General features: G+C 42.8%; 10 protein-coding genes. 8 read left to right on the forward strand and 2 right to left on the reverse strand.

Going from position 1 to position 13,598, the window contains the following annotated elements; translation table 11 throughout:
- From ACMXYP_RS07365 to ACMXYP_RS07385, 5 genes are all read left to right on the forward strand, one after another.
- Positions 1-774, forward strand: a complete 774-nt coding sequence (locus ACMXYP_RS07365; RefSeq protein ID WP_415884365.1) for an alpha/beta fold hydrolase — start codon at positions 1-3, stop codon at positions 772-774.
- Positions 767-1,618 (forward strand): 1,4-dihydroxy-2-naphthoyl-CoA synthase, encoded by an 852-nt coding sequence (menB, locus tag ACMXYP_RS07370; protein WP_415884366.1) that lies wholly within the window; start codon positions 767-769, stop codon positions 1,616-1,618. The genes ACMXYP_RS07365 and menB overlap by 8 nt, the downstream gene beginning before the upstream one ends.
- The gene (locus ACMXYP_RS07375; RefSeq protein WP_415884367.1) at positions 1,615-2,556 is read left to right on the forward strand and encodes an enolase C-terminal domain-like protein; all 942 of its coding nucleotides are present in this window, start codon (positions 1,615-1,617) and stop codon (positions 2,554-2,556) included. Before menB ends, ACMXYP_RS07375 begins: the two co-directional genes overlap by 4 nt.
- On the forward strand, positions 2,550-3,851 hold the full coding sequence (locus ACMXYP_RS07380; protein WP_415884368.1) for an AMP-binding protein: 1,302 nt from the start codon (positions 2,550-2,552) through the stop codon (positions 3,849-3,851). Before ACMXYP_RS07375 ends, ACMXYP_RS07380 begins: the two co-directional genes overlap by 7 nt.
- Before the next feature lie 274 nt (positions 3,852-4,125).
- Positions 4,126-5,031 carry an HDOD domain-containing protein gene (locus tag ACMXYP_RS07385; protein ID WP_415884369.1) on the forward strand — a complete coding sequence of 302 codons (906 nt, stop codon included), beginning with the start codon at positions 4,126-4,128 and terminating at the stop codon, positions 5,029-5,031.
- Between the two features lie 235 nt (positions 5,032-5,266).
- Here ACMXYP_RS07385 and ACMXYP_RS07390 read toward each other — a convergent pair whose 3' ends face one another.
- A complete protein-coding gene (locus tag ACMXYP_RS07390; protein ID WP_415884370.1) occupies positions 5,267-6,985 on the reverse strand; it encodes a protein adenylyltransferase SelO in 1,719 nt (572 codons plus the stop codon).
- 401 nt (positions 6,986-7,386) lie between these two features.
- Between ACMXYP_RS07390 and ACMXYP_RS07395 the strand changes: the two genes are divergently transcribed.
- On the forward strand, positions 7,387-9,951 hold the full coding sequence (locus ACMXYP_RS07395; protein WP_415884371.1) for a diguanylate cyclase domain-containing protein: 2,565 nt from the start codon (positions 7,387-7,389) through the stop codon (positions 9,949-9,951).
- 476 nt (positions 9,952-10,427) lie between these two features.
- Positions 10,428-12,416 (forward strand): methyl-accepting chemotaxis protein, encoded by a 1,989-nt coding sequence (locus ACMXYP_RS07400; RefSeq protein WP_415884372.1) that lies wholly within the window; start codon positions 10,428-10,430, stop codon positions 12,414-12,416.
- A gap of 54 nt (positions 12,417-12,470) precedes the next feature.
- On the opposite strand, the gene ACMXYP_RS07405 is transcribed toward ACMXYP_RS07400, so the two are convergent.
- Positions 12,471-13,154, reverse strand: coding sequence for a winged helix-turn-helix transcriptional regulator (locus ACMXYP_RS07405; protein ID WP_415884373.1), 684 nt, complete (start codon positions 13,152-13,154; stop codon positions 12,471-12,473).
- 146 nt (positions 13,155-13,300) lie between these two features.
- On the opposite strand from ACMXYP_RS07405, the gene ACMXYP_RS07410 reads away from it, so the two are divergent.
- Positions 13,301-13,585 carry a nickel-binding protein gene (locus ACMXYP_RS07410; RefSeq protein ID WP_415884374.1) on the forward strand — a complete coding sequence of 95 codons (285 nt, stop codon included), beginning with the start codon at positions 13,301-13,303 and terminating at the stop codon, positions 13,583-13,585.
- Positions 13,586-13,598 lie beyond the last annotated feature (13 nt).

Genomic DNA, 13,598 nt, shown 5'->3' on the forward strand with positions numbered 1-13,598 from the left:
ATGCTGATCAACCATCCGAATTACAATGGCCAGATATTAACTGAAAGCTCCCCCGTTATACTCTGCCTCCATGGCTTTATGGGGGGGCAGGATGATTGGAAACCCGTTATAGATCTTCTCCCAGATAGTCAGAAACTGAATATTATTTATCTCTCTTTGCCTCTTTCCTTCCCAAAAGAGGTGACAGATATTGAAGGTTATAGCCGTTGGTTGTGGCAGCAACTTCCCGATTTTAAACAACCGGTGTTTTTACTAGCGTATTCTCTGGGTGCACGTATTGGGATGCATTGGTTAAGGGATAATCCTGGTTTAATTTGTGGTGCTTTATTCGAGGGAGGGCACCCGGGCCTCCCCGGCGACAAAGCGCGGCTAGACAGTGATTTAGTTTGGCAGCAGCGGTTTAGTCAGCAGGATCTTAAGCTCACTTTGGAGCAGTGGTATCAGCAAAGTGTGTTTAATGGCAGAGAAAAAGATACAGCGGAACAGATCTATCAACGGCATAAGGCTGATCCATCTGCTTTAGGAAACTTATTGCTGATTCTATCTGTGGCTAATCAGCAGGATATGACGTCCTCACTTGGGGGGCACCCTATTACCTATCTCACAGGAGAGCATGATAAAAAATACACAGAATTAGCAAAACAGCTCGTTCAACAGCATGCTAATATCGTTCATCATGTTATCTCAGGTGCAGGCCATAATTGTCACAGTGATCAGGCCTGTAGTGTGAGTAGGATTTTATCTAATTTTTTAACGGACTTTATTCATGACTAACCCTGCAGACAGCAGTATCCAGAAGGGCGCAGATTGGGTTGATTGCGGGCAGCAATTTACAGATATCCTTTATCACAAGGCTGAAGGTATCGCTAAAATCACTATTAATCGTCCTGAAGTACGTAATGCCTTTCGCCCACAAACTGTCAAAGAGATGATTGCGGCAGTCAATGATGCCCGTTATGACGATCAGGTAGGTGTGGTTATTCTGACTGGGCAAGGAGATATGGCTTTTTGTTCAGGCGGGGATCAGCGAGTTCGAGGTGATACGGGCTACGAAGATGAGTCTGGCGTTCATCACCTTAATGTTCTGGATCTTCAGAAGATGATCAGAAGCCTACCTAAGCCAGTTATCGCGATGGTAGCGGGTTATGCCATTGGTGGGGGTCATGTACTGCATCTGGTCTGTGATATGACGGTAGCTGCGGAGAATGCTCGATTTGGTCAGACAGGCCCTAAAGTGGGTTCTTTCGATGGTGGTTTTGGTGCCAGTTATATGGCGAGTATCGTAGGGCAGAAGAAAGCCCGTGAGATCTGGTTCTTATGTGATCAGTACGATGCAAAAGAAGCACTAGATATGGGCCTAGTAAACAAGGTCGTACCTTTAGAAAATCTAGAACTAACCACGGTTGAGTGGTGCAGAAAAGTGCTTAGGCTTTCACCTATGGCATTGAGAACGTTAAAGAGTGCTTTCAATGCTGGAATCGATGGGCAAGCAGGTCTTCAGGAGCTAGCCGGTAACGCGACTATGTTGTTTTATATGACAGAGGAAGGGCAGGAAGGCCGTAACGCCTACAATGAAAAGCGCCCACCTGATTTTAAGCGATTTAAACGCCAGCCATGATCCCTAAGGTCCGGCTTCTTGAGTATGAAATTCCGTTTACCTATCCCTTTGTTTTTAATATGGGTGGTAAGCGGAAAGCACTCAAAACTAGACAGGGATTGCTACTCCACTGGTTGTTTGCCGATCAGAGTATTTATACAGAGGTCGCACCCTTACCAGGTTTTTCAAATGAAACCCTACAACAGTGTAAGCAGCAGTTATTGGCGCTCGATTCGGAGGAATTGTCCGCTTCTGTTATTTCAAAGCGCTTATACCCAAGTGTGAAATTTGCAATTGAAGCTGCGTGGTATCAACTTGAGTATCCATTGCGTTCTACAGCTGTTCGTTCCTGTTCGCTTATGGGTAAGAGCTCCGAAAGCCATCGGGTAAAAATCAAAGCAGGGCATCAACCAATCGAGAATGATGTTTTGTCTTTAAAATCAGCATTAGCTTATTTGGAACCTCATCAAAAGTTGCGTATTGATGCCAACCGGACATGGACGAGAGAAGAACTAGAAACACTCCAGCAAGCACTCAATACGTCACAAATCGATTATGTGGAAGAGCCGCTTAAGTGCCTCGACCACTACCAACTTAACGGATTGCCAATCGCTTTTGATGAATCTCTCCGCGAGCTAGATCCGCTAAAGCCTGTTCCGGAAATATTCTTTACTGCTAAAACCTGGGTATTAAAGCCAATGCTATGTGGGTTACAACGAACTATAGAGCTTGCTGAATTAGCTCGTGAGAGGGAAATAGCCTGTGTGCTTTCCAGTAGCTTTGAAAGCAATGTCTCATTGGAGTTCTATCATTCACTGGCTCAGGACCTGGAATTAACCGAGGAGCAGGGCTTGGATACTCTTAAGTATCTTGCAAAAGACCTACAGCCCGCAAAAATTAAGCTTAGAGCGGAAAAAGTCCCATTGGCAGATTGTAAAGAGATTGCGCAGCTATGCTAGAAACGCTCCTCGAAAAGCATTATGGCAATGGCAGTACACTGGGTGATGAGCAGCATCGTTTTTCTTACGAGATGTTTAATCGTCTGATTCAATCTAAGAGAGATGAACTGTATTCATTCGGGTTAACAGAGCATCAACTTGTTCTGTATAAAGCTGCTAATACGCTTGATACGCTCATTTTAAGTTGTGCCATTATGGAGTTGGGGGCGGTAGCAGTTCCGTTCAATCCTGCATTTAGTGAGACCTTGCTGAATGAGTTAAAAACTCTTAACCAGTATGCGTGTTTTATCGATCAGCATGGGGTAACGGGACTAGATGAAGAGCATGAAGAGGGTGTTGTTGATTCATCCATAGTGAATGGAATTTTTACATCGGGATCGACAGGAACACCTAAACTGGTTTGTCATCGCCTCTCTAACCATATTGCCAGTGCTAAAGCTTCAGCGATCATCAATCCTTGCGACTCTTCTGATCATTGGCATGTCTCATTGCCGATCTACCATATCGGTGGCTTTAGCGTGCTTTTCAGGGCAATAGTGTCCGGTGCATCGCTGACTATTGGTGGCCGTGTAGAGGATCCATTATTTCTACAGAACATGGGTATAACCCATGCTTCGATGGTGGCGACACAGTTACAACGTTTCAAAGCATCAGCTGACAATATAAAGGATTTAAGGCTAAAAACCTTGCTGATAGGGGGAGGTCCTACGGCAGATAAACTTCTACGTTTATGTGCTGACCTGCCTTTAAGAAAGACTTACGGCATGAGCGAAATATCGTCACAGGCTTGTACTGAAGGTGAAGATGGCTCGATGGAAGTGCTAGACAGTGTCGAGCTAAAGGTTGATGAAGACGGTGAAATATTACTGGCAGGTGAAAGCTTATTTGCAGGCTATCTGGTTAGTAACCAATTGAGATCATCAGAGGCATTTTTCCGGACAGGTGATATCGGCCGGTGGGAGAGTAACAGGCTGCTGATTACAGGGCGTAAGGATAATCAGTTTATTAGCGGCGGTGAAAATATTCAGCCGGAAATGATTGAGAAACAACTACTCAAACTAGAAGGTGTGATTCAAGCAGTAGTGGTTCCTGTTGAGTGTCCTGAATTTGTCTATCGACCTTTTGCTTGGGTAAATCCAGATTGTTGTTTTGCTCAGATTAAGTCCGATCTTAAGAACTTATTACCCAGTTTTATGATTCCTGTTGGCTTTGCCCAGATACCTGATTCTATGATGGTGAAAGGCCTCAAGTTATCTCGCAAGGAGCTTACCGCTCTAGCTGAACAAGAGCGGTAAGTAATAGCCTATCGCTAATCCAAATAAGGCGTTTATGACCTTAAACGATAAATCTAATATACAGAAAAACGAATTAATAAGAGTTATTAAATTAATACTGCAATGTGCCAAAGTAGATGCTCTGCACAACAATCATTACGGGCTAATTTAATAGTACTTGAGCAAACTGATATACTGAAAACAGAGGATGTATGCTGGTATATGGCTATTTTTATTAAAAACTATTGACTGCGAAACAGGTCGAAGTGTTTTTTAAAGAATGAGAGCGTTGAAAGTGACAACTAAGAAAAGAAAACTCACTTTATCAAGAATAGAAGAGCGTGTTCAACAGTTACCGCTTCTGCCTTCTGTTGTTTGTGATTTGATGGCGCTTGATACAGACTCCCCCTTCTTTTATGACAAAGTAACTGAGTTGTCTCAAGCAGACCCTCCGCTGGCAACAAGAGTACTAAAAATTGCTAACTCAGCCTCTTCGGCACATTCCCATGTCATAACTGATCTGCATGAAGCACTGATTCGGGTTGGGACAGATAAAATATTATCGATTATAACAACATTATCAGTTGCTCGAGTTTTCACCCCCGTAACAGATCAGCAAAAAGCCATTTGGCAGCACTCAATTGAAACAGCTCATATTGCGAAGTTTGTGGCGATCCATCTAAAAGATTTTAACGTGGATAAAGGGCTGGCATTTACTTCAGGCTTGTTACATGACATAGGAAGATTTGTACTGTTTGAAATGACAGCTAAAGCCATTGATGTCGTAGATGCTAAGGGCTGGGACACGCCGATAGAATTACCTGAGGTAGAGAAAGGAGTACTTGGTTTTACACATGCAGATGCTGGCTTTATTGCGGCGAAGAAATGGCAGTTGCCGAAAGTAATTGTAGACATGATTCGTTATCACCATAATTACGAGATAAACGAACACAACGAAGTGTCAGCAGAATTGCGGAACTTAGTTTTAGTTGTCCAGTTCGCAGATTTGGTGAGTGTTTTAATTGAAAAGAACCCAGAATGGCCTGATTGGGATGAAGCAAAATTGACTAGTGAAATTCGTAGTTTCTGTCACCACGATAGTTGGCCTAAAGTTAATTTTCCAGTAAATGAACTCGTAAAAGAACTACCAGTTATATCTATTGAGTGCTATCAGATACTTGAAAAGCTAAGGTTGAGATAAAATCTACCCTACTGTTTATTAGTTAATACTGGTTTGTAATCTATAAAAAGTTCTTGGACCTCATGGTGAAGTGTTTCTGCCTCAAGGATTTCCTTCGTCTGTAGCAGTTATCTAGTGATAAGTCAGGTTACTTTCGTAGGCTGATATGCACTGGAACTATCAGAAAACACTTTGATTAGTCCCAATATTGGAATTATTGATTATATATTGGGACTTTTGGGCTCCGCTTAAATCTTTACGACGAACAGCTGTAATGAGATAAGCCACCAAGGCCATTTAGTTCAGAAGGCCTTAATCTGTAGAACTTGTATTCTACTTCTTGCGATTGTTCAGCATAAGGCTGATTCATTACTTCCTGTAGTCCTCTGATTAGTTCGTAATTACCTTCAGTCGCTTGCTGATAAGCAGGTTGTACGAACCACTCACGTAGGGTGTATTTAGGGTTTACCAGTTTCATCTGCTGAACACACTTTTCTGTTGAACGATTCAGAGAGGTATTAGCCTGATCCACAGCGGTGTCCCATTGTTTAAGCCAATCTACCCAGCGTTCGCTTAGTTTGCTAGATGGCGTTTGGTAAAAGCTATTTGTTAATGGCTCTAGGCTCTCTGGCAGGTTGGATAGTTCACGGAAGAAGAGCGTGTAATCAGTTTGGGTCTGGGTCATTAGAGCTAATAGCTCTTTTACTAGTTCTGGCTCAAATTTATCCAGCCCTAGTTTTGCGGCCCACATCGCTTCCATTTTGTTGCTCATTGCTTCTGCAAAACCGTTTCTGATTTCACTTAGCTGTTCTATTCCGTCAGGAGCTGTTTGGAGAAGGGGAGCTAAGGCTACGCAGAACATATGGAAGTTCTGTTCTGCGGCTAGAGGCTGATTTAGGAAGGAGAAGTGATGCCCGCCGCCGGTCCAAGGTTGGAATTGTGGATCAAACTCATCCATAAAACCGTATGGACCATAATCTAGGGTAAAACCACCCGCAGCACAGTTATCGCTGTTGAAGTTGCCTTGGCAGTAGCCGACCCGAATCCAGTTACTGACTAGTGAAGTGAGTCGGTCACGGAAAGCTTGAGCGAGTACCAGCGCTTTCTCTGTTAGAGATAGATCCTTATCGATTGCATCGCTGTATTCACGCTCGATCAAATGGAGAACTAGCATCTCGAGTTCTTCTAATGCTTTAGGGTGTTCTTGTTTTCGAGCACGGCGACCAAAAAGCTCTAACTGGCCAACACGAATAAACGATGGGGCAACACGTGTTGTGATTGCAACCGGGTTATAGACCATGGTGTCAGGTTCATGAGAGTGTGAGCCTTCAGAATACCAAGGCCGCCTGACCGTTTCTGATTTGGAAACGTAAAGGCTCAATGATCTTGATGTCGGCACGCCGAGGGCATACATATGCTCTTGCGCTAAAAACTCACGCACACTTGATCGTAAAACCGCACGGCCATCTGCTCCGCGACAATATGGAGTTTGACCGCCGCCCTTAAGCTGCATCTCCCAACGTTTATCGTTGAAGATGCCTTCTAAAACAGAGACTGCTCGACCATCTCCATATCCGTTACCTGTGCCAAATGGGCATTGTTGATAGTACTCATTTCCGTAGATTGAAAGGGCATAACCGCAGGCCCAACCCTGCTTACGTAAAGGTTCTGGTACTTGAGAAAGGTCGCCAGAGAACATCTGCTTGAAACCAGCCGATTGCGCCAGAGTATCCTTAAAACCTAATTCTCGAAAAAAGGTATAGCTATGTGTGATGTACTCAGGGTTACTGATAGGTGTTGGGTTAACTGGCACATAATGGCCAGAAAAGATCTCTCTAGGGAAATGGTCGATCCCGTTTTTTGTTGCTTCTGGATCAGGATTTAAGGTTTGTAATAGCGAGTAATCGGCGTGAGCTGCAAGATCGTCGAGTGAATCGATAGTTGGTTCATGATTTGTAGCAGATGGATCGATCATTGTAGCTCCATAACTTGGGTTAACGCTGGTATGTGTAGTTTCAAATATCTATTTGAGATTTAAAAGAGGGCAAGATCTCTTATAGCAATAAACTCTAGTGAAACGGGTAAATAGTTAACATCCGAAATACTGAGTTTATCTTGATTAAGCGGTATTTTCTCAGGCTGCTTTTGGTTTGTTAGTGGCCTGTTAATAGGGCTATACAAAATCCTTTAGTGTTTGTTTGAAAAGTGAACAAATGTCGCCTTTGTGGCAATGTTTTTAGGTCTTTAGTTCATATCCTGTACCGTAGAAATAAGTTGTTTAACGTCTATAGTAAACCTATACCCCAATATTTGATTACATAGTGTTAAGGGTGGGGGCTATGTAAGGCTTTTTGGGATTCCTACCTGGTTTCTGAAATGGTATTGAAAAAAGAGTCTCATAAGCATTTTTGGCCAATTATCACGATTATGATGTTTGTCGGGGTAATTACTTGTTTAGCTTCGATTGGGATCTTATACAAGTCTGCTGTTGAGGCTGCAGAATCCCGTCTAGTGTCTCTTGTTTCAAGCAAAGCTCGCCTTATAAATTCAGTTGCTGTCTTTGATGCGGAATACAGTCGTGTAGACCACCCTGATGGGGCTGAAGGTGCAACCTTAAGTCAAATTCGAAACTCGTTTAAGGATAAAAATGGGTTTGGGGAAACCGGTGAATTTGTTGTTGGTCAGCTCAGAGGAGAGAGTATTGAGTTCTTGATGAGTTCTCGTCAACTTGAACAAGCCCCCAATCCTATACCGTTAAGCGAAAGTGCTGCTGAACCGATGAGGCGGGCCCTGAATAATGGAGCCGGTACAGTTGTTGGGCTTGACTATGAAAATCGTGAAGTGATTGCTGCTTATCAGTTAGTTCCCCAATTGAGCATTGGTCTTGTCGCTAAAATTGATATGGCAGAAGTACAAAAGCCTTTTATCAGTGCCAGTATTAATGCCTTAATTATTGCTCTGATCATAATAGTGATGGGGACATTGTTAATCAGTCAGATAGAGGAAGAGGAGCACTCAAGTAGTGAAGCCTTTGCATTAAAATCAGGTGTTGGGCCTAAAGAGTGGCTTATATATCGGATATTGCTGCTCGCTACAGTAGCCCTCACTGTGATGATGACCTCGATAGGTTTGTTGTATCACTCCGAACGTGAAGCTGAGAATCAGCGCCTGTTAGATATGGTTGAAACTCAAGCGAGTTTGATTAACGCAGTAGCTGAGTTTGATGCTCAATACAATGAGGATGATTTTCCCGGCGGTTCAGTAAAAGCGACATTACTTCAAGTTAGCAATTCTATGCAGGAGTCACCTGGTTTTGGCGTGACCGGTGAGTTTTTGTTAGGAGGTTTTGACGGTTACAGTGTGAAATTCCTGACACAGCCTTCGCATGCTCTTGAGCCTGTTCCAGCTTTTCATGTAGTCGAACTCCACTCGAATGCAATGAAACAAGCATTAGCTGGGCGCACTGGCACGCTGGTGGATATTGATTATCGTAACGAAAATGTTCTTGCTGCATTTACTCCACTTCCTGCATTGGAAGCCGGTTTAGTCGCTAAGATAGATATCCCTGAAATACGTAGTACATTTTTTCAAGCCAGCTTTAAGACCAGTGCTGTTGCTGCGGTTGCAATTTGTTTTGGAGCATTGTTGTTATGGCAACTATCTGGATACAAAAAAGATCAAGAGTTACCTGATTTAGGGCAGCCTATAAGTCACGGCTTGGCAATCTCTGACGAAGCAAGAGTTAGTCCTGTTTTACTGCTCTTTACACTCTCTTTGGGAATCGCGTTATTTGTTTTAGATTTAGCACTACCTTTGGGCATAGCATGTGGCTTGCCTTATATCTTTTTTGTTCTGGTTGGCAAGATATATCCCCGACGTGAACATACGCTGTTTTTGGCATTTCTCGCCACTATTCTAATTTTTATTGGCTACTTTTATTCACCTGTAGGCGGGCAAGATTGGGTTGTTATTACCAATCGGGTTTTAGCAGTGGCAGCTATATGGCTAACTGCATTGACAGTGAGTGTTTCTCAGGCACAAAACCGAGCGCAGAAGGTGCAAGCTTCCGAACTTAGAAGGCTTTCCTTAGCCGTAGAAAATAGTCCCGCATCTGTCATTATCACTGATCCTGATGGAATCATTCAGTACGTCAATCAGCGTTATACGGAACTCACGGGTTATAGCCGAGAAGAGTCTGTAGGGCGCAAAAGTAATATGACTCGATCCGGTAACACCCCAGACCCAATTTATAGCCAGCTATGGGAGTCTCTAAATAGCGGACAGACATGGCAAGGGGAGTTTCACAATAAGAAGAAATCAGGTGAGCTTTATTGGGAGAGAGCTTCCATACATCCGATTATTTCAGCTAAAGGTAAGGTTGTGAATTTTGTGGCCTTACAAGAAGATATTACTGAGCGAAAAGTTAGTGAGCTAAAGCTGCAATATATGGCGACTCATGACAACTTAACAAACCTACCTACGCGTCGATTGTGTATGGATCGTTTAGCTAAAATCATTGATATAGCGAAAAGGAAGCAGATGCAGGCTGCGGTTTTGTTTATCGACCTTGATGGCTTTAAAGAGGTAAATGATAGCTTTGGTCATGATGTTGGTGATCAGGTATTAATTGATACCGCTACAAGGCTTAAAGCATGTGTAAGGGAATCTGACACAGTAGCGAGAATTGGTGGCGATGAATTTATCATTCTTTTAAGTGAGATCAATAAACAACAAGATGCAGCTTTTGTCGCTAAGAAAGTCTTAGAAAATATTAAGCAGCCTTACAACATCGAGCAAAAAAAGATAGATATTGGCGTAAGTATAGGAATAGCAATATACCCCAATAATGCTGTAAATACGGAACGCCTTATTCAGTGTGCAGATAAAGCAATGTATAGCGTCAAAACATCAGGTAAAAACCATTATTCCTTCGCTGAATAAACCGTATAAATAATAATGTCTTTCCTTGTTATTGAATCTATTTTATCTAATTAAGAGATTAATTATTCAATAATAAGTTCTTCCTAATTTGTGAATAGGCCTAATTTTTAATATTTGTTTGTATTTGCTAATTTAGTTAATACTTAATCTGTTTCTACTATATTTCTATAAATATATGTAGTAAATATCTATTACATGTCGATATTATGCCTATTAAATAGTAGTGAGTTGTATGTTCTTTAGTATAGGTTTAAACGCTTGTATGAATTTAATTGTGCGTTAAATTATTGCCTATATAATGCTTAATCTTCTATAAAAGTAGCTGTAAAAGTTATTAATTAATTTATTTTAGAATTTGTTAATGAAAATATATTAGGAGTTATTAAACAGATAGCTATCTATATTTTTTGATTAAAAACTATGGCAGCCTGCTGTTCCTGCTTTTAGGGTCTTTAATCAAAAAGGAGTTTTTTAAGATGACGCTATCTCGCAAGCTCACCATAATTTTCTTAGCTGTGGGTATAGTTCCTATGTTGATTTTGGGAGCTTTTCTTACCTATACCAGTAGTAATAGCTTAAGTGATCAAGCGCTTAACAAGTTACAAGCGGTGCGCAGTATTAAGCAAAATCAGATCGAGTCGTACTTTGCTGAGCGTGAAGGTGATGTGATGATGCTCTCTGAGATGATCAACTCTATGACATCTGCAGGGCATACTCTAAACAGCGTCGAACAGATGCTTGGTGTAGAGGGTGGGGATGGTAGTTTCTTTGCAAAGTACATTAATGCCTATGGTTATTATGACCTTTTCTTAATCAATCCAGCGGGCACTGTTTTCTATACAGTGACACGTGAGGCTGATTACGGCACTAACCTACTATCAGGCCCGTATCGTGATTCTGGCCTAGCTAATGCTTTCCGAAATGCCCGTGATGAGAATAAATTTGTATTAGAAGATTTCGCCCCTTACGCACCTAGTGCAAATGCGCCGGCCAGTTTTATTGCCTACCCAATCCAACAGAATGGTCAGTTTGCGGGTGTTATCGCGCTTCAGCTATCGATCGAAAAGATCGGTTCCATCATGCAAGAGCGAGATGGTATGGGTGAAACGGGTGAATCTTATCTGGTTGGATCAGATAAACGTATGCGATCTGACTCTTTCCTTGATCCTGAAGGGCACTCTGTGATCGCGTCTTTTGCCGGGACTGTTGCGAAAAACGGTATTGATTCTGTATCGGTTCGCCAAGCATTAAATAATAACGAAGGCGTTACAGAGTTGATTGATTACAACGGTAACCCTGTATTGTCTGCTTATACATCGGTGAAGGTAGGGGGTCTTACCTGGGCACTTATCTCAGAAATTGATGTGGCTGAAGCACTTGAATCTGTGTCTGGTTTGAAGATGACGGTTCTGGTTACGGTATTAATCTCAATGGTTATCGTCATTGCTGTGGCTTATGTGTTTTCTCGATCGATTACACGCCCGTTAGGTGGTGAGCCACACGAGATGAAACAGGTAGCCGACACCATCGCATCAGGTGATTTAACCTTAGCCATTGATGCAAATCAGCAACATGGCAGTGCTTATAGCTCGATGGCTGTTATGGCGGATAACCTGCGAAAAATGGTTGCTGACATGATCAGCATCAGCGAGCAGATGGCGCGTAGTAGTGAAGAAACGTCGGTCATCACAACACAAACTCACACGAATACAGAATTGCAACAAAATGAGTTAACCAAGATCTCTGCTGCGATGGTACAGATGGTGGCGACCGTGCAAGAGGTTGCATCGAACGCTCAGAATGTTTCCGATGCCACATCAAATGCATCTAGAGAAGTCGTTGCCGCTCAGAAAGGGATAGAGCAAACCATGCAATCCGTTGCTGAGCTTTCCTATGAAGTAGATCAATCCAATCAAGCGATCCTGAACCTCGAAGAATACAGTGCGCAGATCGACTCTATCTTAGCTGTGATTGTAAGTATTGCTGAACAGACCAACCTATTGGCGCTAAATGCTGCGATAGAAGCGGCGAGGGCCGGCGATCATGGCCGAGGCTTTGCAGTGGTTGCTGATGAGGTTCGCTCCCTTGCTCAAAGAACGCAGGATTCAACACGCGATATCGAATCGATCATTACCCAGCTAAAAGAGGGGACGCGCCGAGCAAGTGAATCTATGAATGTGAGCATCAAGAAAACTCAGCTTTCACTTCAAAGCACTAAAGAGATGAATGATGTGATTATCTCTATAGGCGCAGGTGCAGAACGTATCAGTGAGATGATGCTGCAAATTGCCAGTGCTACAGAGCAGCAGTCTTGTGTGGCCGATGAGATAGGCGAGAACGTAAACTACATTCACCAATTAGCGATTGAGAATGCCACAGGAGTCGGTGAAACCGCACAAGCGACTCAGCACTTATCGCAATCTGCGGGTAACCTACATCAGCTAATCGCTCAGTTTAAAACTTAATGGGTTAGTCATAAGATATAAAAAAGGCCTTCATTATGAAGGCCCTTTTTAGTTTTAAATCTCATTAGCCGCCGGTATATCCGCAAACATACTATTGCTCATCCAGCGGCTGACATTGGCCGTCAAAGAACTAGGCCCAATAAGGTTTAATCGCTGTTGTCTAATCGCGGCTTTATAGCTGATATCGCCCATCCAGATCTCAATCATGGTGCGCAGATCGGTATTAAACCAGATATCGACCTCTTTCCCTGGATCTGTAGTACAGACATCTTTATGGTTACCGTCGACCATTACCCACCATTTAGCTAAGTGTTCACGGTCGCTAAAGTTAAAGCAGATTGTCGTTGCACCGTCTGGGAGTTTATCGGTTTGGATGCTGCGTTCGAGATAAACCATCAGCAGTTCAATATCGAGTTCGCTGTCCGAGATCTGGCCGCGGGTCCAACGCATGCCCCAATCACCAATTTGCTGAATAATCGGTAAAAGTTCTTTGCCTTGCTCGGTTAAAAAGTACTCGTAGCCCCGTTGGTTTGGGATCTTTTTGCGAATCACAATACCGGCTGCCGTCAGCTCATTTAAGCGCTTAGTCAGCATAGTAGGGGAGATAGCAGCCATACCGCGCTGAAAGTCATTAAAGCGTTTTCCACCCATGAGTAGCTCGCGGACGATAAGAAGCGTCCACTTTTCGCAAAGTAGCTCCGAGGCTTTAGCGATTGGGCAAAATTGCATGTACTGCATAAAAATCTCTACTATTTTTTCGTTTTTATTCTTAACTACAGAATTTGTAGTTTGATGCTACGCTTTCGATAGCATTCAAAGAGTGAACATCAAATTAGTATCAATGCTCTGATTGATTACAAAAACAATAATTGGAGCAATTCACCATGCCTAAGTTCATCATCGAACGTGATATCCCAGAGATCGGTTCTGCCGATGCGGATGCTTTAAAAGCTGCTGCAGCAAAATCTAACGCGGTGCTAGCCGAGATGCAGAGCGAACATAAAGATATCGCTTGGGATTACAGTTACGTTGCTGGCGATAAAACCTTCTGCGTTTATAACTGCGCTAACGCTGAATTAATCGAAGAGCATTCGCAGCGCAGTGGTTTCCCTGCATCTATTGTTACGGAAGTCGAAGCGCAGATAAGCCCAGCAACTGCAAAGTCTTAAATAAGCTGTAGTT

Source organism: Neptuniibacter sp. QD34_54 (assembly GCF_047778055.1).
In the GTDB taxonomy this organism is placed as follows: Bacteria; Pseudomonadota; Gammaproteobacteria; order Pseudomonadales; family Balneatricaceae; genus Neptuniibacter.